Below are 25,260 nucleotides of genomic sequence, written 5' to 3'. Positions count from 1 at the left end.
ACCTCCAAAGTCAATTCAATCAGACTATAAATGTTATTTTTTCACCACTGCTTTCAATGTTTCAGTCATCTGCTCTTTTGTCATATCCGAATGGGTAGTAATACTGTAATAGTATTTGCCGGTACCATACCAAAAAACATATCTGTTAACAGGTTGACCTGTAGTAGGCGGCGTTTCGTAACTGAAACCTTTCAGCTTGGAAAATTCCTCGTCGGCCGTATACTGATTGAAGATTAGTGTGTCTTTGCCATTCGTATACTCAAGACGGATGCCTCCCGGCTCTTTCCAATCAAGCCTTTTCGTGTAAACGGGTTTACCGCTCTTTTTACCTTCGGCTCTCAGCTCATCAAAGAATTTTTTCTCGATTTCACTTTTAACATTCGCCCTTGGATTTTCAATGACCGCTTTAGAAAACGTATATCCCTCCGGCAAGTTGGAAGGTTGCTGCAAGATGGGACCGTTCAAAGTGGAAGCCTTTTTAACGTAATCCTCATAGGTTGAGAATGCAAATTTCTTGCCAAAAGGTTCAAATTCCAGTCCGTTGTTCAGGTTCTTGTATTTGTAATACATGATGTAAAGATCACCCGGTTCCTTGGGCAGTTCTCTTACTCTTTTTCTCTCACTTTCAACGAACTTTTTTTCTTCGGTATTTGGAGCCTTGCTGGTAGTTTCCTTTGCTGCAGTTTGTTTGGTCAGATGGGAGGATGCCGCCTCCGCCGCGAGGTTTACCGAAGAACCCAGTAATAAAATACTGCCTAGTGCTGTGATTGCTACCTTTGATGCTGCCTTCACATTGTCACGCCTCTCTAATGTTTGTTTATAAAAACTACATCCGTAGTTAATTAATATACTACAACTGTAGTTTAATGATGTCAACATGCTTTATTGCAAAATTTTTTGCGAAGAAAACATGGAACATAACTTCCTTACAGCCTGTTAGGTAAGCGTTGTATATTCAAACATGCTTCTGTGTAGTGAATTCAAAATAATTATAGACTCATGTATAAAAATAACTATTATTCTGTGGAATCGTGCAGTATAATACGTAGAAATACATACATATACATCATGATAGGACTGCATTATGGAGAAAATAAAGGAACGGAGAATGTACACAATCCGTGGAATTACAACGCTTAATGACTTCTCACTACGGACAGACGTGAACGAAGTTATCGATACCTCATAAATGCATAATTATGTATCACTCGACGGAAACGAATGAACCCTTTCAACACAGAATCGGCCCTCACTCAATGACCAATCCATTCTAACATCATCGACCCAGCATAAACGATTTTGGCAGCAAGCCCTTTTCTTCACAAAGAAAGACAGTAAGCAAAAAAAGAGATAATCGGATGTGTGGTGGAGTTTTCCTTGGTTTTTATAGGTAATTCGCAGAAAATCAGAACTTTTAATTGAAAATTGACGCATTTTTACTGTGTACATAAATTTACCACTGGCTTATAATAAGGCCTATAAAATTCCTACTGAGCTTATAGGAATAGTTGATAATAAACTTGTTCATTTCAGGAGGGTCAACATGAAGAAAACATTGCTTCTTCTTTTATCTTTAACGATGACTAGCAGCTTGCTATTAGCAGCATGCTCGAATGACAGTGCGACAACTGCAGATAAAGGACAAAGTCAGGTGTCATCCAACAATTCTAGCTCGGGAGAGACACAGACACCTCCTGTGGAAGTGTTGACAGAGCCTGTTAGCGCTTCAGATATGTCGAGGCTTCCAGAACAAGCAAAGAAACGTACAGATACGATTATTGTTGGTCTGACAGACCCGAGCGGCGCATTTACTCCTTACTTCCAGCAAAGCGGATATGACGGCAACGTTTCCTCCATTTTGTATACACCTCTCGTGACGAATGATGAGAAAGGCTTGCCGACTCCGGGCTTGGCTGAAAAGTGGGAAATTACAGAGGATGGAAAAACGTTTACGTTCCATCTGCGCAAAGGCTTGAAGTTCAGTGACGGCTCACCGATTACGGCAGATGATGTTGCTTTCACGTGGACGCTTGTAAATGACAAGGGATACACAGGTGAAGAAGATTTGTCCCTTATCGGCATCGTTGGGGCAAAAGAATATAAAGAAGGCAAGGCGACTTCGATTGCAGGCATCAAGGTGATTGATCCAAATACGATCTCTGTCACTTTGGAAAAAGGAAATTCTCAGGCGCTCTCGATCCTTGGGGGTGACGTGCTGTCCAAGGCTTATTACGGCAAGGATTATAAGCAGGGACAGTCTCTGGACTATATTAAGAACCTGCATGCGAATCCGGTGGGAACAGGGCCATACAAGCTGGAGAAGTTTATTCCAGGCCAAGAGGTACGATTTGTTGCGAACGAAAACTATTTCAAAGGCAAGGCGAAGACCGAGCACTTTATCTATAAAACAACAGAAGGCGACACGTGGCAGTTCATTGAAACAGGAGAGCAGGACTATGGTGCATTTACTGCAACGCAAGAAAATATTGATAAGCTGAAGGCTCTGGGCTTCTTGAATCTTGTGCCAGCTACAGCAAGCAACTATGGATTCCTGTCATTTAACCATGAGCACGATACGTTCAAAGACAAACGCGTTCGTCAGGCACTGACTTACGGACTTGACCGTCAATCGATTTTTGTGGATGCGAACCAGGGTGCAGGACAAGTGGCAAACATTCCATGCCCGCCGACATCTTGGGCCTATACAGAAGAAGGTATTAACACCTACAGCTATGATGCAGAAAAAGCAAAAGCGCTGCTTGATGAAGCAGGCTGGAAGATTGGCAGCGACGGAATTCGCGAGAAGGACGGTAAAAAGCTGAAGCTTCACTTTATCGGCTCGAAGAGCAAGGGGAATGATCTGTTCGTCACGATTGCGAAGGAAAACTATGCAGCGATCGGGGTTCAATTCGAGCCAGAGCTGTTCGCAGACTTTAATGCGCTAGGTGCGAAAGCCGACAGCGGCGATTATGATCTTGCTTCCTTCTCAACGCCGGTTCTGGTAGATCCAGCGGATGGCGTTCGTCGCTTCGTGAACGGCGAAGTGAAGGGCTATGACAATCCAAAAGCGAAAGAGCTGTACGACAAAGGCTTGACAGCAACAGACATTGAAGAACGCAAGAAGATTTATAAGGAGCTGTTCCAAGTTCTGAATGATGATATGCCTTACATCTTCACAAGCTATCGCAAGTCGGTCTATGCCTACAATGGACGTATTCAAGGGATGAAGATCTCTCCATTGACTGGTGTAGCTGGAAGCGTGTTCGATTGGGAATTGAAATCATGAGCATAGGAGCCCCTGGCCTGCATATTCAATTGCAGCCAGGGGCGAATGACTTCCAAAAGGAGTGCGAACATGAGTAACTTTTTGCTGCGAAGATTTTTGTACATGATCCTCATTTTGTCTGCGGCATCCTTATTTATTTTTGTACTGTTTGCAATGATGCCTGGCGATTTTCTGGCGGGCAATACGAAGCTGTCACCGGAACGGAAGGAAGAGCTTCGAGCTATATATGGCCTTAACCAGCCTGTATTGGAGCGGTATTGGAATTGGTTGACCAATGCCTTCCATGGCAACTTCGGATACTCGTTAGCACAGCAAAAGCCTATCATAACGCTGTTCAATGATTATGTGTGGAATTCATTTTTGCTGGCGATTGTTTCAACCTTTTTTACATGGTTGTTGGCAGTTATTATTGGTGTCGTTTCAGCGTACAAGCAGTATTCATTCTTTGACACCGCCGTGATGGTCTTTTTATTTGCTGCGATGTCCATTCCATCGTTCTTCATCGGATTGTATCTGATCAAGATGCTGGCGGTTGATTTGAAGATACTGCCTCCTGGAGGAATGATTACGACAGGGAGCAACTCCACGGGCATGGCGCATGTGTGGGAAGTCATCGATCATATGATTATGCCGGTAGCGGTAATGGTCTTGCTTGGAGTCGGTTCGCTGACACGATATTTCCGCAGCAATATGATTGACGTCATTCGGCAGGACTATGTACGGACAGCAAGGGCGAAGGGGATGAAGGAACGAGTCGTTCTATATCGCCACGCGCTTCGCAATGCGATGCTGCCGGCGATTACCTTGGTTGGTTTTGAACTGCCGGGCTTGTTCAGCGGCTCGATGATCATTGAGAAGATATTTAACTGGCCGGGGATCGGCCAATTGTATCTCCAGTCTTTCGGTACGCGAGATTATCCGCTGCTCATGGGCTTTACGATGTTCATCGCCATTTTGACGATTATCGGGACGCTTATTTCCGATATTTTGTACAATGTCGCCGATCCGCGCGTCAGATTGCATTAAGGGGGAACCAACATGTCATCCATTACCGGCGGAGTAACCAAGGTTCAGCGGACGGCGCCGGCAGCGGCTCGAACGTCGCTATGGCGTCAGGCATTTCAGAAGTTATTAAAAAACAAGCTGGCCGTATCCGGTTTAATATTTTTCATTTTTATGTTCTTGGCTTGCTTCATCGGGCCTTTATTCTCGCCATATGCGGACGGGAAGAGCAATCTTGCCATGATGAATAAGGCTCCATCGTTGAAGCATTGGCTTGGTACAGACGGGCTTGGACGAGATGTGCTGACACGGTTGCTGCAAGCCGGTCGCATATCCTTGACTGTAGGTTTTGCATCTATGGTGATCTCAGTATGTATCGGCTCGATTCTCGGCGCGGTCGCGGCTTATTATCGCGGCATTGTGGATCAAATTATTATGCGGCTTGCCGACTTGCTGTTAACGATTCCAGGCATGCCGATCCTGTTTATATTAGGGGCGATGCTGTCCGAGTGGAAAGTGCCGACGGAATATCGGATGTATCTCGTGATGTTCATGCTCAGCTTTATTGGCTGGCCTGGGTTGGCACGGCTCGTGCGCAGTCAGATGCTCAGTATTCGCGAGCGGGAATTTATGCAGGCGGCGATTGTACTCGGTCTTGATGACAAACGCAAGCTTTTCAATCATATGATTCCGAATATCGCGCCACTTATTATCGTTGTTGCTACTTTGAGCACTGGCGGTGCGATATTGAGTGAATCTGCGCTCAGCTTCTTCGGTCTTGGCGTTATGCCTCCTACCCCGACATGGGGGAATATGATTGAGGCGGCGAACAGCTTGATGGATTTCGAGAAGCGTCCATGGCTATGGATTCCGCCGGGCGTTGCGATCTTTTCTACAGTAATCGCGATTAATGTGTTTGGAGACGGTTTGCGGGACGTTCTTGATCCTAAACAGAAGAAGTAAGGGAATGACAGTTGATGAAAAATGTAATCGAAATTGATCATCTCAGTACTTATTTTTATACCGAGGCGGGAGCCGTTAAGGCGGTTAATGATGTTAGTCTGCGCATTCGCGAAGGGGAAACGGTTTGCATTGTCGGGGAATCGGGATGCGGAAAAAGTGTCACCGCCATGTCTATTATGGGACTTGTCGAGGGGCCGGCTGGCAAAGTGGTGAACGGCAATATCCAATTCGGCGGCAAGGATTTGCTCCATATTTCGCGGGAAGAGCTGCGTCAAATTCGCGGCAACGATATTGCGATGATTTTTCAGGAGCCGATGTCTTCGTTGAATCCAGTGCTTACGATCGGCAAGCAGATCATGGAGCCTTTAATGGTGCATTTGAAGCTGTCAAAGAGGGATGCGCGCGAGCGGGCGCGTGAACTGGTCGAGCTAGTTGGGATATCCCGGGCAGAGCAGATCCTAGACAGCTATCCGCATCAATTGAGCGGCGGGATGCTGCAGCGGATCATGATTGCGATCGCAATGTCCTGCAATCCGAAACTGCTCATTGCGGATGAGCCGACCACGGCACTCGACGTGACGATTCAGGCGCAAATTTTGGATATGCTGCGTCAGATCAAAGAAGACTCCAATATGTCCATTTTGCTTATAACTCATGATCTTGGTGTCGTTGCGGAGATTGCAGACTATGTTATCGTCATGTACTCCGGCAAGATCGTGGAGGAAGGTGAGGTCGTCGAGCTGTTCGAGAACCCGAAGCATCCTTACACACAAGGTCTTCTGCGTTCTAAGCCAGTTCTCGGTCAGCGTCAGGATGACTTGTATTCGATCCCAGGACAGGTGCCGAATCCATTGTCTTTAACGGAATCCTGCTATTTCCATGATCGCTGTGACCGCTGCATGTCTCTCTGCACAACGAAGCAGCCACTGCTGAAGGATATGACTTATCGACACAAGGTAGCTTGCTGGCTGTATGAGGAGGGAGTTCAACATGGCTGAAACATTGTTGGAAGTGAAGAATTTGAAGAAGTACTTCCCGATTACCTCAGGCCTGTTCAATCGCACCGTCGGCCATGTAAAGGCAGTTGATGATATCAGCTTCACAATTAAGCGCGGAGAAACGTTCGGTTTAGTAGGGGAGTCTGGCAGCGGCAAGAGTACGGTCGGCCGCACGATCATTCGCTTGTTGGAGAAAACGGAAGGCGAAGTGAAGTTCCAAGGCATTGACCTCTACAGCATGCCAGAGAAGGAACTGCGCAAGATAAGACCGAAGATGCAGCTTATTTTCCAGGATCCGTACAGCTCACTGAATCCTCGCGTTCGCGTAGGCGATGCAATCGGCGAGGCGCTGCTGAATCATGGAATGACGACGAAAGAGGAAGTTCGCGATCGAGTGCTGGAGGTCATGGAAGCATGCGGCTTGTCAGCGTATCAATATGATCGCTTCCCGCATGAATTCTCTGGCGGTCAGCGTCAGCGCATCGGAATTGCGAGAGCGCTCATTCTCGACCCGGATCTGATCATTGCGGATGAACCGGTATCTGCGCTCGATGTGTCCATCCAGGCACAAATTATTAATCTGTTCCGCAAGCTGCAAAAGACCCGCGGCTTAACTTATTTGTTCATTTCCCACGATCTGAGTGTGGTAGAGCATTTGTGCAATCGGATTGGGGTTATGTATTTGGGGACAATGATGGAAACGGCGTCGCGAGATGAGCTGTTCCGCAATCCATTGCACCCTTACACGAAGGCGTTGCTATCGGCAGTGCCGATTCCCATTCCGAAGCTGAAGCGCGAACGAATTGTGCTGCAAGGCGATATTCCAAATCCGGCGAAACCGCCGTCTGGCTGCAAGTTCCACACGCGCTGCCCATTCGCAACCGATATTTGCCGCGAGCAGATCCCGGTATTCCGGGATGTTGGCAATGATCATCAAGTCGCCTGCCACCTCGTCTGAACATATAACCATAAATGCCCCGGCTGTCGGATTGCGACTTCGGGGCTTTTCTCATTTTGGTGAAAAGGATCCAATAACTACTTGAATACTTTCCTAATTGAAGAAAAATAATAACACTTTACCAAATATTTTTTATAAAATGGACGATGTACTCAATCTTAATCAGATTGCACATTGACTCTGGTTTTTCGATTTCGTTATAATAATGAACAATATGTATAGGGAGGCACGGCAATGACAAAGCAACATCATGAAATGATCGTTGTCCTCGATTTTGGCGGACAATACAACCAGCTCATCGCACGTCGTATTCGCGATATGGGCGTGTACAGTGAACTGGTTCCATACAACACTTCCATTGAACGTATTCAGGAGTTGAATCCGAAGGGGATCGTTTTCTCTGGCGGACCAGCGAGTGTATACGAAGAAAATTCACCATTGGTCGATCCGCGCATTTATGAATTGGGTCTTCCAATCATGGGAATTTGCTACGGCATGCAAATGATGTCGCACCAATTGAAGGGTAAGGTAGAACGTGCGGGCAAGCGTGAGTACGGTAAAGCTGATGTTGTATTCCAGCCGGACAGCGAATTGGCTCATGGCTTGGAAGCGAACCAAACCGTATGGATGAGCCATACAGACTTGGTTGTTGAACTTCCAGAAGGCTTCCGCGTTGATGCGGGTACGGAGCATGCGCCGATTGCGGCGATGAGCCATCCGGAAAAGCGCTTCTATGCGGTTCAATTCCACCCGGAAGTACGTCATTCCGTATACGGAAATGAAATGATCCGCAACTTCTTGTTCCGTGTCTGCGGATGCAAGGGCGATTGGACGATGGAAACATTCATTGAGGACAAGGTTCGCGAAATCCGCGAAACAGTCGGCGATCGTAAAGTATTGTGCGCACTTAGCGGCGGTGTGGATTCCTCCGTTGTAGCAGCGCTCATTCATAAAGCAATTGGTGATCAATTGACATGTATGTTCATCGATCACAACCTGCTGCGCAAAGGCGAAGCAGAAGGCGTAATGGAAACGTTCGTAGGCAAATTCGATATGCACGTGGTTAAAATCGATGCACGCGAGCGCTTCATGAGCAAGCTTGCAGGCGTATCCGATCCAGAGAAAAAGCGTAAAATCATCGGCAATGAGTTCATCTACTGCTTCGATGAGGAGTCCGCAAAGCTGGGCGATTTCGATTTCTTGGCACAAGGCACGTTGTATACCGATATCGTAGAGAGCGGAACAGATACGGCTCAAACGATCAAGTCCCACCACAATGTTGGCGGCTTGCCGGAAGACATGAAGTTCAAGCTGATTGAACCACTTAACACGTTGTTCAAGGACGAAGTTCGCAAAGTCGGCGAAGAGCTCGGCTTGCCGCGTGAAATCGTATGGCGCCAGCCGTTCCCAGGGCCAGGTCTTGCGATCCGCGTATTGGGCGAAGTTACAGAGGACAAGCTGACGATAGTTCGTGAATCCGATGCGATTTTGCGTGAGGAAATCGCGAAGGCTGGCTTGGACAATGAAATTTGGCAGTACTTCACGGCATTGCCGGACATGAAGAGTGTCGGCGTAATGGGCGACGCTCGTACGTATTCCTACACAGTGGGTATCCGTGCGGTAACATCCATCGACGGCATGACGGCTGACTGGGCACGTATTCCGTGGGATATTCTTGAGAAGATCTCCGTACGTATCGTCAACGAGGTTGAGAACGTGAACCGTATTGTGTACGATGTAACCTCGAAGCCACCGGCAACAATCGAGTGGGAGTAGATTGGGGAATTTAGTTGTTAAACGCCCTTGAACCCTTGATGCAAGGAGCTTCAACGATAGAGGCGTCGGAGTTCAAATAGGCATACAACAATAGAGTGCATATAAATACTCTCTTTTATTTGCGTTGTTAGCAAATAAAAGAGAGTATTTTTTATGACTAAAATTAAAGAACGGACAATGATTTTCAAGTTAACCCCCCAAATTTTGAACAGGTAAAGGCGAATTATTACCGATATAGCTAGAAAACAAGAATATTCTCGTCCTTTTCATGTTAGTTTCACCCCATAGTATTCATATATTTACACGCTATTCATAAAATGGTAAAATATAGATAGATTAATCAATGCGGTTTGAAGGGGGATTTTGGATGAAGTGGTTAACAAAATAATCGGAGAACTTATGAAAGGCACTAGATGTACTTTAGATATAAGAAACAAGCTAGAGAATTGATGGAGAAAATAATCCCTATTGCTATTGTAAGTCTAATGTTGTTATTTGCAGTGATTACATCAATCACTTTATTCTTTTTTTTCAATGTCGGCATTTTTGAACTCTTAGGAATCGAATATGATTCATGGAAGTCAATACTCTTGTTTTATGGATTGTCACTGATTGCAGATGCTGTTGTTACAATTGTTCTCATGTATATTAAGATGAATTGCTCTAAAGTAGAGTGCAATTTTCGGAGACTGCATGAATTTATACTGCGAATTGTGCTTAACTTTACTGCTGTTTACACGATAGATGAATGTATGTCTTCGGTTCGGCTCTCTTTTATTGCCGAGGTAGTTTTCGCAATTATTATCTCTACAATTGATATCTCAATGACTGTAAACAAGAGGGATTCCGGTAATCCTAGAAGTGGATAAAAATTCGGACATTTTGATCCAATCTTCTCTTTGCAATTGTTTTCGTTGTGGTCATTAGGCAGCAACTGATTTCTAGGAAAAAGATAAATAGGCAAGCAGCTATAAGGGGAGTATCTTCATGTGCTCCTCTTAAACTTGTGTTTCTTTAAGTGAGGTAAGCTTAAGCATAAATGTCGGCGGCTCGTGCCTTTAAAGTATGGGCTTTCTATGTATTACTTTAGTTTTACTGGAGTGAAGCTGTGCATAACTCATATTTTGGATGGTGGATGCACATTTTGGATATGGTTGTAAACTGTACAATTATGTCAAAAAAACAACATTTAGTATTGCATTACAAAGAATTAACACATTTCGACATGATTCTTAATAATTCCTTTATATAATTACAAAAGGTACCATCATTCGCCACGATTCGGCTGACAAGGTGCCAGCAAATTACAAGGGAAGGAAGTGATGCCTTCTATCGTGAAAATAGCGTCATTGATTATGAATTCAATAACTGTACTGTACGGATGTGAGGAAACAGAGTATGGAACACGTATAAAATCATATTCGGAAAGGGATGGTTTACTTGTCAAGTAAAACGTTTATCAAAACAATTCCGTTGTCAAAGGGACAAATCCCGTTTTTATCACATGAGTCGATGTATCCAAATAACACTTGCTACAATGAATCGTTTGCATGGCATATTTATTCAAAGCTGGATGCAGCAACTGTACAAAATGCTTTTATTGAAATCGTAAAACGTCATGAATGTTACCGAACTGTCTTTATAATGGAAGAAGAGCCTGTGCAAAAAGTGTACAGCGAACCAGTTCTCGATTTCAAGTCGATCGCAGTAGGGGACTGGGGAGAGTCGGAAGTTAACCAGTACCTGTTGGCAGAGTCTCAGGAGAGTTTTGACCTGAGCAACGGGCCATTGTTTAAAGTCAGATTGCTGTGTTTGAGCGAGGAACATTATGTGCTGTACATCGTGCTCCATCATATTGTTTTTGATGGCTGGTCTTTATCTCTGACATTAGATGAGTTTGGTTTATTGTATAAACGTTTATATAACGGAGATCTGGAAGAGAATACCCAACTGCAATGCGTGGAGTACTCGTATTCGGATTTTGTCAGTTGGCAGGAAAGGCTGTTACAGAGCGAAGCAGGGCAAACATCAGCACAGTTCTGGAAACAAAAACTATCAGGCGAACTTCCTGTGCTGGAACTGCCCGCTGATAAGAAGCGTCCGCCTGTTCCTGCTTTTGCCGGAGGACTGGCGCCTTTTGCCTTGCAGGCGAAAACGAGCGAGAAGCTGTCTTCATTTTGCAACAAAGAAGACATGTCTTTGAATCGCGTGTTATTAGCGCTTTATTTTGCTTTTTTACATCGGTTATCAGAGCAAACCGAAATTATCGTTGGAACGCCCAGATACGGTAGAAAGAATCGAGATTTCCATCATTCTTGCGGTTACTTTGTGAATTTACTTCCGATTCGGATGCGTTTTAGTGATAATTGCTCTTTTAAACAATTGCTTCTGCAAGTACAGGAAGAAATAACGGATTGCACCAAACATCAGGATTATCCTTTCTCGCTTATGGTTAAAGAACACGGTCTTCAGCGTGATATGAGTATTCCAGCGGTTTTCCAAGCAGGGTTTGTATTGCAAAAAGCTTGCAAGCAAGATGCGGCTATTTTTCTGGGCAATGCTACAAATGTTTTCGATTTGCACGGGTTAAAGCTCGCTCCGTTTCCTTTGGAAAAGAAGGTTTCCAAATTCGATCTGACTTTATTTGTCGAACAAGAAAGTAATGGATCAATTGTGGCGAATTTTGAATATAATAATGATATTTTCCATGAAGATTCAATTCAAAGATGGATTCGTCATTTTGATCATTTTATTCATACGGTTCTGGATAATGTTGAAGAAAGCTTGGCTAACATTCGACTTTTATCTCAGGATGAAGAGCAGCAGCAACTGGTGGAATGGAACCGGACGGAGACGGCGTATCCACGAAATCAGGTGATTCAGGAGCTGTTTGAGGAGCAGGTGGCGGCACGGCCGGAGGCGGTGGCGGTCGTTGACGAAGACCGCCAGCTGACGTATGGGGAACTGAATACGCAAGCGAATCGATTGGCGCACTGTTTGAAAAAGAAAGGCGTGAAGCCGGAGACGCTGGTTGGAATCTGCATGGATCGTTCGGCGGACCTGATCGTCGGGATCATGGGGATATTGAAAGCCGGGGGCGCGTATGTGCCGATGGATCCGTCATATCCGCAGCAGCGCTTGACTTACATGGCCCACGATGCGGGGATTGAGTTGATGGTGACCCTGAACGAGGGAAGTGGATGGGTGCCGGAGACGATTACGCGCATCTGTTTGGACAGCGCTGCCGATCAGGAGATGCTATCGCAGGAGAGCGATTGGAATCCGCCGGTCATGACGACACCACAAAACGCAGCTTACGTCATGTATACGTCAGGATCTACCGGAAACCCGAAAGGCGTGGTTGTGGAGCAGCGCAACGTGGTTCGTCTAGTGAAACAAGCGGGCTACATCCCTTTCAGCGCCGAAGATAGAATGGCTCAAACCGGTGCGATCGGGTTCGATGCCAGCACGTTTGAAGTGTTCGGCGCGCTGCTAAACGGAGGATCGCTGTATCCTATACCAAGGGAAACGTTGCTGGATGCGCCTGCGCTGGCAGCATTTGTACATCGTCATCAGTTGACGACGATGTGGTTGACTTCTCCATTGTTCAACCAACTCGTTCAAAAGGACGCTGCCATGTTCGCGGGTCTTCAGCATCTCATCATCGGCGGGGATGCGTTGTCGCCGGTTCATGTCAATCAGGTGCTGCGTTCTTCTCCAGAATTGTCGCTATGGAACGGGTACGGTCCGACCGAGAATACGACGTTCTCAACGTGTTTCTTGATTGACCGTGCGTATGAGGAACACATACCTATCGGTAAACCGATAGGCAACTCGACGGCGTATGTGGTCAATAAGCAAAATCACTTAAATCCTGTCGGCGTGCCGGGGGAGCTTTGTTTGGGCGGAGACGGCGTGGCGCGCGGGTATTTGAACCAGCCTGACATGACAGCAGACAAATTCGTGTCCAATCCGTTTGTTGCGGGAGAACGCATGTACCGGACAGGGGATTGGGTAAAGTGGATGCCCGATGGGAATCTGGTTTATTTAGGGCGGATGGACAAACAGGTGAAAATCAGAGGATTCCGGATCGAAGTCGGCGAGATTGAGGCGATGCTCAGCCAGCATCCGACTTTGCGACAGGCGTCCGTCGTCGTGCGGGAAGACAAGCCCGGGGAAAAGCAACTGGCTGCGTATCTGGTCGGAGAAGGCAGCGCGCAGGAATGGCGGGCATACCTGAGCGAGCGATTGCCAAGCTATATGGTTCCGACGTATTTTGTGCAGATGGACAGTTTACCGCTAACGCCGAACGGGAAAATCGATACGAGGGCACTGCCGATTCCGACAGTGTCGTCGCAAGAGGGCTATGCGGCGCCGCAAACGCCGGCGGAGGAACTTGTTGCGGCGGTATGGAGCCAACTGCTTGGCGTGGAGCGGATCGGCATCTATGATTCCTTCTTTGACTTGGGAGGCCACTCGCTGCTGGCAACACAAGCGGTATCGCGTCTGCGCGAGGTGTTCGGCATGGAGGTGGCGGTGCGCGACCTGTTTCAATACCCGACGATCGAAAGCTTATCCCGCCGATTAACGCTGTTAGCTCAAGGGGGAGAAGGGGAGAAACGTCCGCCGATTCAAGCGGTAGAACGAGGCGTGCATATGCTGACATCGTATGCCCAGCAGCGGCTGTGGTTCCTCGATCAACTGGAACCGAACAGTCCGCTGTACAATATTCCATGCGCATGGCGGTTGCAGGGAGCCTGGAAGCTGGACGCGTTGGAACAGGCCTACGATGCGCTGATCCAGCGTCATGAAGCGCTGCGCACCGTCATTGGCGAGGCGAACGGCGAGCCGGTGCAGATCATTCGCGAACACCAGCCTAAGTGTCTGCCTGTGACGGATCTTCGCCATCTGGCAAGCGAGGACAGGGAGCGCGAGATGAAGTCGCTTATGCAAGCGGAGGCAGACAAGCCGTTCCAACTGGCCGAGGGACCGTTAATCCGGGCGCAGGCCATCGCGATGGGGGAGAACGATTGGGTGCTGCTGTGCACGCTGCACCATATCATTTTTGACGGATGGTCGCTGGACATTTTCGTCCGGGAATGGCTCGCGCTGTATGAGGCGTTTGCGGGAGGGCAGCCAGCGGCATTGGCGCCGCTATCCTTGCAATATGCCGACTATGCGCATTGGCAGCGGAACTGGATAAGCGAAGACGTGATGAACCGTCAGTTGGCGTACTGGGAGGAAGAACTGGGCGGGGAACTGCCTGTGCTGCAACTGCCGACGGATCGTCCGCGTCCGGCGCAGCAAAGCTACCGGGGAGAGCGGTATGAAGTAGAGCTTCCGGCCGCTTTGCTCGTCAAGCTCAAAGCGCTCAGTCGTCAAGAGGGAGCGACGTTATTCATGACGCTGCTTGCAGCCTACCAAGGTTTCCTTTCCCGCTATACGGGACAGACGGATATCGCCGTCGGCAGTCCGATTGCGAACCGGCATTACGAGGAAACCGAGGGGATGATCGGATTTTTTGTCAACACCCTTGTGTACCGTGCGGATGTGTCGGCCAATCCGAGCTTCCGGGAGTTGGTGTCGCAAGTGCGCGGGAAAGCATGGAAAGCGCAGGAGCATCAGGACATCCCGTTTGAGAAGATCGTGGCGGCGCTGCAGCCGGAGCGGTCGGCGAGCTATGCGCCATTGTTTCAGACGATGTTTACGCTGCAAAGCCGTCCGAGCGAGCTGCCGATGGACTCGGAACGCCGGATGGACACGATAAGCAGCTTTATGTCGGTCGCGAAGTTCGACTTGACGGTAGGCGTGCAAGAAGCCGAAGAGGGGATGCGCGTCAGCTTCGAATACAGCACGGACTTGTTCGACGCGTCAACAATCGAGCGGATGGCGGCACACTTCGAGCGATGGCTGCATGAAGTGGCGGAGCATCCGGAGCGATCAATAGGCCAGATGCCGTTGATTAGTGAAGCAGAAACGAAGCAGCAACTGGAGATATGGAACCGGACGGAGACGGCGTATCCACGGGATCAGGTGATTCAGGAGCTGTTCGAGGAGCAGGCGGCGGCACGGCCGGAAGCGGTGGCAGTCGTTGACGAAGACCGCCAGCTGACGTACGGGGAACTGAATGCGCGGGCAAACCAACTGGCGCACTGCTTGCGAAAGAAAGGCGTGAAGCCGGAGACGCTGGTTGGAATCTGCATGGATCGTTCGGCGGATCTGATTGTCGGGATCATGGGAATATTGAAAGCCGGTGGCGCGTATGTGCCGATGGATCCGACGTATCCGCAGCAGCGCCTGACTTACATGATCCATGATGCGGGAATTGAGCTTCTGGTGACTCAGAGCGAGGCAAGCGGATGGGTGCCGGAGTCTGTCACGCGCATCTGTCTGGACAGCGCTGCCGATCAGGAAATGCTGTCGCAGGAGAGCGATCAGAATCCGCCGATCGCCACGACGCCGCACAACATGGCCTATCTGATTTACACATCAGGAACGACTGGAAATCCGAAAGGGGTCATGGTCGAACATCACACACTGATCAATATGGTGTTCTGGCACCAGCAATTTTTCCAAGTTACGGAGCAAGATCGTGCAAGTCAAATAGCAAGCATCGCATTTGATGCCGCAGTGGCAGAAATATGGCCTTATTTGAGCAGAGGCGCCAGTCTGCATGTGTGCAAGGAAAGCGTAAGAACGGATCCTGTAGCGTTGCAGAATTGGGTCGTTGACCAGCAAATCACGATCGGTTTTATGCCAACGCCGATGGCTGAAATCATGATTCATCTGCACTGGCCGCCGCATACATCGTTGCGCTGTTTGCTGACGGCGGGGGATTTGCTGCGGCAGTCTCCGCCAGCTTCATTGCCTTTTGCACTCATCAACAACTACGGCCCTACAGAGTGTACAGTCGTGGCTACAGCAGCAGAGGTCAGTCCCTTGCAGGAGGGCTTACCGCCGATTGGAGGGCCGATAGCGAATACGAAGTTATACGTGTTGGATCGCCATCAACAACCTGTGCCAATCGGTGTCGTCGGGGAACTGTACATTGGCGGGGCAGGGGTCACCCGCGGATACTTGAATCGTCCAGAGCTGACAGAGGAGCGATTCCTTCCGGATCCTTTCAGCGGTGAGTCTGGAGCGAGAATGTACAGAACGGGAGATGCTGTAAAGTATGTGCCGGACGGCAATCTGATCTATGTAAGCAGGATCGACGATCAGGTGAAAATCAGAGGATTCCGAATTGAGCTCGGAGAGATTGAAACGGTGCTAAGTCAGTTGCCGGCAATCAAGCAAGCTGTCGTTATCGTGCGGGAAGACAGGCCGGGGGAAAAGCAACTGGCGGCGTATCTGGTCGGAGAAGGCAGCGCGCAGGAATGGCGGACATACTTGAGCGAGCGATTGCCAAGCTATATGGTGCCGACGTATTTTGTGCAACTGGACAGTTTGCCGTTAACGCCGAACGGGAAAATCGATACGAAATCTCTCCCGAAAATGGACAGTGTACTACAAACTCCTGCAAGTTATATCGCGCCTCGTCATGAAACAGAGAGAAAACTTGTACAGATTTGGTCAAGCGTGTTAGGGATGAAGGAAACTTCAATTGGCATCCACGATTCCTTCTTTGACTTAGGCGGGCACTCCATGAAGATTATGGAGGCATTGGCAAAAGGGCTGACAGAAGGATGGCATGTAACGGTTAAGGATTACTACGATCTGCAAACCATACAAAAAATCGCGCAAAAGATTAACCATGGTTCCAAAGATTACTTGCATTCCGATACATCCAGGCTGCAATTTCTCAAGCCTCCGAAGAAAGACATCGCTCATGCAAATTACGACCCTATCGGTGATGTATTGCTTACAGGGGTCACGGGTTACCTGGGTATACATCTACTAGCGGAGCTGCTGGATGGAACCAATAGCAGGGTATACTGTTTGATTCGGGGAAGTGACCCACGGAATCGGTTGTTGGAACAGCTTGCCTTTTACTTTCATGACAAGTTTGAGAAGTATAAAGTTATGCTAAGCAGCCGGGTTGTTATCGTAAAGGGAGATTTGTCCGAGAAACAATTCGGCCTAAGCGATGCTGAATATGCTCAACTTGACAGTACGATCAGTAGTGTCATCCATTCTGCCGCGTTGACCAAACACTTCGGTAATTACGCTGATTTTGAAAAAGCGAATGTGACAACGCTGGAAGAGCTTATATCGTTCGTAGGGCGTAATAAAAGACTGCACTATATGTCCACGATGAGCGTGTCGGGTCATGTTTCATTTGGGAAGGAGCAGCATGTATTTACCGAAAACGATTTTTACGTACAACAAAATTATGAGGATAATGTGTATGTGAAAAGTAAATTTTGGGCGGAACATGCACTATTCAAAGCGATCTCGAATGGGGTGGACGCTGCCATTTACCGGGTGGGCAATCTGACCAACAGGCACAGTGATGGGCAACATCAACATAATATCGCGGACAATGCATTTATGAGCCGCTTCAAATTTATGTTGCAATATGGGGTTGCCTCAAACCAATTCATATCAAATGAAATAGAGTTTACTCCTGTTGATGCGTGCAGCAGAGCCATCGTTGCCTTAATAAAGGCAGATGCAAGCGCTGGGGAAAACTACGTCTTCCATTTGTACAATCATCATAAAGTTGGACTCGGCGAGGTCGTGCAATTGCTACGCAAGTCGGGTCATGCGATTGCTATGTTGGATGATGCGGCGTTCCAGGATCTTATGCTTCGATTATCCAAGGATGATAAGTACATTCATGACATTCAAATGTTAATGGCAGCAGGAGAACAGCTTGAAGGCGATTATACCACTGTCAAGCATGATTCGTTACAAACACAGATGGTCTTAAGCAAGGCCGGCTTTTATTGGCCGCAAATTGATGCACTGTATGTACAAAAAATCGTGAACTACTTGCAAAATTCCGGATACTTACCAGTGAATGAGATGAGAAGCTTGATCCAGCACGTGTAGAGCTATGGCCGTCAGACAGCAATTGATTTACAGGAAAAAGATGAAAAAAGTTAATTAGAATCGACTGAGGAGAAGATAGTAAATGCTATACCGCGTTTAACCGCGGTATAGCCTTTTTGCGTTACGGTATTGAAATTGGGTAACCTTCTCGTTAGTGGTGAACGAGATGTAGGAAGAAGTAGTTAAACGAATATCATTATGGTGGTTAGTCCGAAGGGGCTACCTATTGCTGTACAGGTGACCAGAGTGCTGGTACGTTCGAAGGTTCCCAGCCGTTCAAAGCTGTATGCGGTTGCACACACTTATAGATTGCACCATTATACGAGACAAGATCGCCTATCTTGTACGGTTTGCCTACCTGCCATGGCTCTTTATCCCCCTCAGGTTTTGGGAGATTAACCGTTGCGGATTGACTATGAGGCGAGGCGTTGCCTTTTCCGTCGATGATCTTGACTGTAAAGGTATACGTTTTGCCTGGACTAAGATCTTTTACCGTATAATTGGTTTGACTGCTGGTTCCGATTTTTTGCTGTTGTTGATAGATTTCGTACGTAAGACCTTGAATTCCTGTGTTCGGATCGATCCAATTCAGGTTCGCTGAATCATACGTGACTGCTGTTACAGCGAGCTGCTCAGGTGCCTTCAGTACAATTGGTTCTGGTTGTTCAGGGCCTTGGCCAAGAATAGTAGAACGATTGCCCGATACTACTAATGCAAATGGCTGAGGGCCTTGCGGCACATTGTATCCTTTGACGGTAACTGTATATTCGCCTGTAGTTGGAGTTGAAAGATATACATTTTCCACGTTGTTAATGTGGTCGTAATTGGCACAGCTTGTGCTACCTGTATTTTGTACGAAGCAGTTGCCTTTGTAGAGTTCGCCAGTTGGGGCTTTTACTTCAAGATCGAGGTCATTAACCAATTGCTTGCCAGCTTGAACGGCGCCTTGGTAATCGCTCCAGACAAGAGATATCTTAAGAGGTTTGCCGGCTTCGGCCTTGACGCGGTAGGAGATAGAATCGTTTGTTTTGATACCTGCGGTGTTGTCGATGAAGCTATTGGTTCTTCCGTCAGTAGGGGTGAGTGAATTCACGAGGTTAACGCGTCCCCATCCTGTCTCTCTGCTCATCCACCCATATCCTACATCTTCAGCTCCGTTAATGAGCGTAGCTTTGATGAGCGCAGAGGAAGGCGTTACATGCTTGTTCTCGGTATAAAATTGACGAACGATGGCTGCCGACCCTGCAACAGCTGGTGTGGCCATGGAGGTGCCGGTCATGTTGGTGTAGTACTGATTTGGATTTGCAGGTCTAGTTGAAGCTGAGGAACGAACGGAAATAATTGAGGTACCTGTAACAACGAGGTCAGGCTTGACTCTTCCATCTACTGCATATCCTCTGCTGGAGCTTGGGGCAATTTGATTCGGATTTGTTTTTTGAAGATTACCAACCGTGATGGTGTTTTTGGCATTGCCAGGTGAAGAAATGGTGTTGTTCCCGCTGCCATCGTTCCCTGCGGCGAACAATACGGTGAAGTCTTTATTCTTGAATGTATATTCATCAGCACGAGCAGAGTTGGAATTGTAGGAGTAGTTGAAGCGTGCGCCCCAGGAGTTTGTATGGATGAACGTGCCTTGCTGCTTCGCAGAGCCGAACAAGTCGCGCAGGTCGCCTGGGCAGATAGAAGTACCGCCGCAGCCGATTGTTTGGAAGAACAGTTTGGCGCCATAGGCAACGCCTTTATATTTCCCATTGGACATTGCTCCTGTGCCGAGCACGGTACCGGCTACATGAGTGCCATGACCAATTGTATCCTCCCATGTTCCTTCGGGGTTAGGAACAGGTGTCTTATGCAGCTGACCTTCAAAATCCTTATGGAGTGTGTTTAGATTACCGGAATCCAAGCCGCTGTCGGCTACGGTAACCACTTGACCTTTTCCAGTCAATCCCTTGCTCCATACGCCATTCGACGTAGCAGCCCCAACTTGATTAGTAACGAAGTCGTTGAAAATCTCATCGACGGGCTTAGATTCGACGAAGGTGACATCCGGCTGATTAAGAACAAGCGGGAGTGTTTCACTGCTTATTACAGCTTCGATATAGCCTTCTTGCACATCGGTAACAGGGATGGCTTGCTGCTGAAGTGATTGGGCAACATCTGCCTCACTGCCCTTGAATACCGAGATGACATAGTTGCTTGGTGCAGTGTTTTCTGATGTGGAGAGGTTGCCGTTCTTCCATTCCGGCTGAAAGAGGGTGACTCTGTAAATCTGATCATTTGCGGCGAGGGTGCCGGCTTGTTGCGGGTTCATGCGTACGAGATAAGCATAGTCAGGGAGATAGTCTCCGAGTTCCGCTCCAGCCTGTTGCAGGAGCTGTTTGGAGGAATCTGTGATGACGTCGTTGAATTGAACAACGTACAATTGGCGTTGTGTGCTTTCTTCATCAAGCTGCAGTCCGTAGTTTTCATTTTCATTCTGGAGATTGACGGTGCCTGTTCGCAAGTAGAGAAGCTTCTCGGTTGAGTTGTTCGCGGGGGCCTCATAGGCTGACACCGCTGGTGACATCAGGCTGATTGCCATGGCAATCGACATGATCATTGAAAGCACTTTTTTGTTGTTTTTGTTCGCCAAATGCTATTCCTCCTCGGTATAAAAGGTATAGTCTAGTCTGACAAAGCTGGTTTTTAACGAATAACCTCACCTCCAAAATGCTAGATGTACACTTTACCCAATTACCATTTGTATAAAGCAATCATAATAGTTTCAGAACTGGGTAAAAATGTATGAACCCATTTTATAAAAATTAATGAATTAATTCAATAGTTTTACTGTGATTTCCAGAAATTTTTTTTTGATTCTAGTATGTTTGGAATCATACAATTTCAATTTCAATATAGGGGGAAAATGATTCATTTATATCTAAAAACACGAACGAGTATTGATAAATATTATTAAATGTTCGGAAATAGAGTTGACAGTGAGGCAGGGTGACGATACAATGTGAGTAGATAATCTAATAACGCAATACTTTTTCGTATAATCTCGGGAATTGGCCTGAGAGTCTCTACGAGATCACCGTAAATGATCTGGCTACGAAGAGGAATGGCTTTCCGGATGAATCGATATCAGATTTGTCTTGTACGCTCTGCTGCCCATAATCTGTGTGCAATGACAGGATGGGAACTTGCTATGCATCCATATAGCGGGCAGTGCGAGTAGGAAATGCCTTACTTTTCGACGCCAGAACTCGGGAGCACAACCTGAGTTCTTTTTTTGTGCTCATACAGGTTGCTAGGGGAAACAGAAGCAGCAGTAAACACACATTCATGGAATGTCATGGGGAGGATGTTACACACATGGAGCGCTTCTTCAAAGTTAAGGAGAACGGTTCGACAATCAGTACGGAGATTATGGCAGGGATTACGACCTTTATGGCGATGGCGTACATTTTGGCCGTTAACCCGAACATTCTAACGGCTTTCGGCAAGACCGGCATGGAATGGTATCCCGTATTTCTTGCAACAGCTATTGCAGGCGGTATTTTCACCATTGCGATGGGGATCTTCGTTAACTTCCCGGTTGCCTTGGCACCAGGGATGGGGCTGAATGCTTACTTTGCAACTGTAGTCGTATCGACTGCCGGCTCGGAACATCCGATCACATGGCAAATGGCTTTGACGGCTGTATTTATTTCCGGGATTATTTTCTTCCTGCTTACGATTACACATGTACGTCAAATGCTGCTTGAAGCAGTTCCTGATGCACTGAAGCATGCGATTACTGTCGGCATCGGGTTGTTCATTACGATTGTCGGCTTGAAAAATAGCGGGCTGTTGTCCGTGTCCGTTGAGACCGTGAATGATATTCCTAAGGGTACATTCACACCGCTTCAAGGATTTGAAACAGTATTCGGCTTAGGCAGCTTCTCCAATCCTGATGTGCTGCTTACGATTATCGGTTTGGCACTTATTTCAGTTCTAATGATTTTGAACGTACGCGGCGCGATTTTGTTCGGCATCTTGGGAACAACAGTCGTTGCTATCTTGATGGGGCGCGTTGATTTCAACTCGCTGAATGGTGCAAGATGGGTTCCTGATTTGACTCAATTGAGCTTCTTCGAGTTCGATTTCGCTGGCATCATGGGCGTGGGTATCGTATCTATCATCCTGACGTTCACATTCGTTGAACTGTTCGATACATTTGGAACATTGGTTGGTACAGCCAACCGTGCTGGATTCATGAAAAATCGTGAAGAAGGCAACAAGCGTGTAGGGAAAGCGATGTTCGTCGACTCTGTTGCGGTAGCGGGCGGAGCGGCACTTGGCACAAGCACCGTGACTGCATTCGTAGAAAGCTCCGCGGGTGTAGCCGAAGGCGGACGCACAGGACTTACGTCAGTAACGACAGGGATTTGCTTCTTGTTGTCCTTGTTCTTGGCTCCGGCAGTTGCTTTGATTCCAGGCCCTGCAACAGCAGCAGCCCTTATCGTCGTTGGTGTATTGATGATGCAAGCCGTTACGGAAATCAATTTCAAAGACTTGGTGATTGGGATTCCGGCATTTATGACGATTGCGTTCATGCCGTTCACGTACAGCATTGCGAACGGTATTTCCTTCGGCATTCTTGGTTATGTTCTGCTGGCGTTCGTAGCGAACGTATTCGGCAAAGGTGAGAAATATAAGATTCACTGGCTTATGTGGGTTCTGTTCGTACTGGTTATTGTCCGCTATGTAGCAATGGGCGGGCACTAGGGTTCGCTTTTGATCACGAAGTGGAACTGAGGGTAACTCGGCATCGAATCTTGCATTCACCCTTCGAACAGCATATGCTTTCGACGTATGTTTCCTTACGGAAACATTGTAGCTGCTCATGTAGTTTCAGCTACATTCCGCTGCTCCTTACAAGTTTTGCATCGCAAAACTCGCTTCGGAAGCATCGGCTTCGGGTTCAAGCAACCTTCTCGGTGCTGAAAAGCGAACTTTTGATCACTTACAACACGAAATACTCAACTTAGAATGGCATCAGGGGGATGGGACTTCATGAAAAAACTAGCGTTAACACTTGCATTCGTACTTTCGATGGGCACGCTACTGGCAGCCTGCGGCGGAGACAAAGCGGCTGAAGGCGGCAAGGAAGCGCCGACGGAATTGGTCATCTCGACATGGGGATTTGCCGAGGATGCGATGAAGAAGAACGTGTACGAACCGTTCGAGAAAGAGTATAACGTTAAGATCGTGACGGAAATCGGGAACAACACGGATCGCTTGAACAAAATTCGCCAAGGCAGCTCGAAGGTAGACCTGATCTACTTGTCTGATTACTATGCACTGCAAGGTGCGGAGGAAGGCTTGTTCGAGAAAATCGATCGCAAAAACATTCCGAACATCGAGCAGCTATATGGTATCGCCAAAGCGCCGATCGGTGAGGACTATGGCCCAGCGCATACGGTAGCGCAGCTTGGGCTTGCTGTAAACAGCGATGAAGCAAAAACGCCGATTGAATCATGGAGCGACCTGTGGAAGCCTGAATTAAAAAATAAAATTGCCCTGCCAAACATTACGATTACGACAGGGCCTATGATGATGGATTTTGCGTCGAAGGTAGCGGGCAGCAAAGACATGGATACGGAAGCGGCTTTCAAAGCGATGAAAGAAATTAATCCTGGCGTCGTGAAGTATTACTCCAAGTCCGCGGATTTGGTAAATATGTTCGCACAAGGTGAAGTTGTAGCTGCGCCAATGCAGGATACATTCTTGGGCAGCCTGACGGAAGCTCTGCCATCCGCCAAGTACGTAACGCCAAAAGAAGGCGCGTATGCGCTGTTGAACACGGTCAACATTGTAAAAGGCTCGAAACATAAAGAGCTGGCAGAAAAGTTCATTAACTGGCACTTGAGCAAGCAAGTACAAGAAGCGAATGCCAAGGCTCGCGTCGATTCGCCAACGAACAAAGAAGTGAAGCTGACAGCTGACGAGGCAAAAGGCTTAACATATGGCCCAGATGTCGTTGAGAACCTAAAGACGCTTGACCTTCGTAAAGTGAACAAAGAAATGAGCGGTTGGATTGACCGCTGGAACCGTGAAATCGAGTAAAGTCCAAAATAGCGAATGTTCAAAAACGTATACGTTGCAGCAGGGAAGACGACTTCATGGCGACAAGGTACTTTTTTGAACTTCCTCAGAAAGAGGAGGGCTGCCGTTTATCGCACCCTCCTTTTTTATTCCCAACAGCAGTCAGGAGGCTGGTATTATGCTGCAGAAGAATACCGCTAACTCGAAGCAGATTCCCGTCATTATGGATGTAGATACGGGCGTAGATGATGCACTCGCATTAGCGTTAATTTGGAAAAGCAAGCAAGTAGATCTTGTTGGCGTGACGACAGTGAACGGTAATGTCTCGCTCTCACAAGCAACGTTAAATACACGGAAAGTTATGCATATGCTGCAACAATTGGACGTTCAAAATGAACGGTTGAATGCAGGAGAGGGCAATGGAATAGCCGATCTCTCCATCCGCAATGTTCCAATCATTCCGGGGGCCAACGAGCCATTGATGCGCTCCACATTTTTCGAGCACGCCGTGCACGGCAATGATGGCTTGGGAGGAGCGCTATCCGATACGAGTCCACCGGAGCTGGAGGAAGGGCTGCCGCATGCAGCACAGTTCATCATTGAAGAAGCGAAGAAGCGTCCGGGTGAGCTGACACTTCTGATGACAGCGCCGCTCACCAATCTGGCAATTGCCTTGCGGGCATGCCCTGAATTGCCGCAGCTCGTTAAGCGGGTTGTCGTGATGGGGGGCGCGGTGCAAACGTTCGGCAACGTTACGCCGGTGGCGGAATACAACATCTACGTTGACCCGGAAGCGGCCAAAATGGTGCTGCACGCGGGCTTCGACCTGACCCTCGTCGGTCTGGATGTGACGCGTCAGGCGCTGCTGCGGCCAGAGCATTTGGAGAAGCTCGATTCCACACCGCTTGGAGGTTTTGTCCGTACATGTACGGCACAGTACATGGAGCGTTACCGAATGCGCAACGGTGTAGAGGCGTGCGCGATGCACGATCCGCTCGCTGCCTATATCGCGATCGACACCAGTGTCGTCAAGATGCGCCGCTATTATGTGGACGTTGAGACACGAAGCGACCTGTGCGACGGGCAAACTGTGTGCGACGTTCAGAATCGCCTTGGCCGGGAGCCAAATGCAAATGTATGTGTAGAGGTAGATGGAGAAACGTTCATGGATCGTTTTATCTCCGTATTGCAAGCTTAGACATCAAGAGAAA

The 25,260-nt window shown here is 47.8% G+C and carries 13 protein-coding genes and 1 riboswitch; of the genes, 11 read left to right on the top strand and 2 right to left on the bottom strand.

Annotation, left to right across the window (positions count from 1 at the left end; translation table 11 throughout):
* Positions 1-33 precede the first annotated feature (33 nt).
* Positions 34-792 carry a hypothetical protein gene (locus ACQ5BJ_RS14490; RefSeq protein ID WP_268621336.1) on the bottom strand — a complete coding sequence of 253 codons (759 nt, stop codon included), beginning with the start codon at positions 790-792 and terminating at the stop codon, positions 34-36.
* Between the two features lie 751 nt (positions 793-1,543).
* On the opposite strand from ACQ5BJ_RS14490, the gene ACQ5BJ_RS14485 reads away from it, so the two are divergent.
* From ACQ5BJ_RS14485 to ACQ5BJ_RS14450, 8 genes are all read left to right on the top strand, one after another.
* Positions 1,544-3,286 carry an ABC transporter substrate-binding protein gene (locus ACQ5BJ_RS14485; RefSeq protein ID WP_430111100.1) on the top strand — a complete coding sequence of 581 codons (1,743 nt, stop codon included), beginning with the start codon at positions 1,544-1,546 and terminating at the stop codon, positions 3,284-3,286.
* Positions 3,287-3,355: 69 nt separating this feature from the next.
* On the top strand, positions 3,356-4,312 hold the full coding sequence (locus tag ACQ5BJ_RS14480) for an ABC transporter permease (protein WP_289357024.1): 957 nt from the start codon (positions 3,356-3,358) through the stop codon (positions 4,310-4,312).
* Between the two features lie 12 nt (positions 4,313-4,324).
* Positions 4,325-5,251, top strand: a complete 927-nt coding sequence (opp4C, locus tag ACQ5BJ_RS14475) for an oligopeptide ABC transporter permease (protein WP_005543188.1) — start codon at positions 4,325-4,327, stop codon at positions 5,249-5,251.
* 14 nt (positions 5,252-5,265) lie between these two features.
* Complete coding sequence (locus ACQ5BJ_RS14470) at positions 5,266-6,249, top strand: ABC transporter ATP-binding protein (protein WP_289357025.1); 984 nt, start codon at positions 5,266-5,268, stop codon at positions 6,247-6,249.
* Positions 6,242-7,207 carry an ABC transporter ATP-binding protein gene (locus ACQ5BJ_RS14465; RefSeq protein WP_005543186.1) on the top strand — a complete coding sequence of 322 codons (966 nt, stop codon included), beginning with the start codon at positions 6,242-6,244 and terminating at the stop codon, positions 7,205-7,207. Before ACQ5BJ_RS14470 ends, ACQ5BJ_RS14465 begins: the two co-directional genes overlap by 8 nt.
* Positions 7,208-7,441: 234 nt before the next feature.
* A complete protein-coding gene (gene guaA / locus ACQ5BJ_RS14460; RefSeq protein ID WP_005543185.1) occupies positions 7,442-8,983 on the top strand; it encodes a glutamine-hydrolyzing GMP synthase in 1,542 nt (513 codons plus the stop codon).
* Positions 8,984-9,396: 413 nt separating this feature from the next.
* The gene (locus ACQ5BJ_RS14455; RefSeq protein ID WP_430111094.1) at positions 9,397-9,852 is read left to right on the top strand and encodes a YrvL family regulatory protein; all 456 of its coding nucleotides are present in this window, start codon (positions 9,397-9,399) and stop codon (positions 9,850-9,852) included.
* A gap of 562 nt (positions 9,853-10,414) precedes the next feature.
* Positions 10,415-17,977: an amino acid adenylation domain-containing protein gene (locus ACQ5BJ_RS14450; RefSeq protein ID WP_430113406.1), complete on the top strand. Its 7,563-nt coding sequence runs from the start codon at positions 10,415-10,417 to the stop codon at positions 17,975-17,977.
* A gap of 223 nt (positions 17,978-18,200) precedes the next feature.
* On the opposite strand, the gene ACQ5BJ_RS14445 is transcribed toward ACQ5BJ_RS14450, so the two are convergent.
* Positions 18,201-20,609, bottom strand: coding sequence for a S8 family serine peptidase (locus tag ACQ5BJ_RS14445; protein WP_005543183.1), 2,409 nt, complete (start codon positions 20,607-20,609; stop codon positions 18,201-18,203).
* 381 nt (positions 20,610-20,990) lie between these two features.
* Positions 20,991-21,091: riboswitch (purine riboswitch) on the top strand.
* A gap of 243 nt (positions 21,092-21,334) precedes the next feature.
* Between ACQ5BJ_RS14445 and ACQ5BJ_RS14440 the strand changes: the two genes are divergently transcribed.
* From ACQ5BJ_RS14440 to ACQ5BJ_RS14430, 3 genes are all read left to right on the top strand, one after another.
* On the top strand, positions 21,335-22,729 hold the full coding sequence (locus ACQ5BJ_RS14440) for an NCS2 family permease (RefSeq protein ID WP_430111089.1): 1,395 nt from the start codon (positions 21,335-21,337) through the stop codon (positions 22,727-22,729).
* Positions 22,730-23,017: 288 nt separating this feature from the next.
* Entirely contained in the window at positions 23,018-24,070 is a 1,053-nt protein-coding gene (locus ACQ5BJ_RS14435) for an ABC transporter substrate-binding protein (RefSeq protein WP_262866365.1), read from the top strand.
* Positions 24,071-24,227: 157 nt separating this feature from the next.
* Positions 24,228-25,247 (top strand): nucleoside hydrolase, encoded by a 1,020-nt coding sequence (locus tag ACQ5BJ_RS14430; RefSeq protein WP_430111087.1) that lies wholly within the window; start codon positions 24,228-24,230, stop codon positions 25,245-25,247.
* The last annotated feature ends 13 nt before the right edge of the window (positions 25,248-25,260 follow it).

Origin of the sequence: Paenibacillus sp. B1-35 (assembly GCF_050474385.1) — a bacterium.
Lineage (GTDB): Bacteria > Bacillota > Bacilli > Paenibacillales > Paenibacillaceae > Paenibacillus_B > Paenibacillus_B alvei.
The sequence above is the reverse complement of the archived record's forward strand: the minus strand, read 5'-3'. Positions and strand labels throughout refer to the sequence as shown.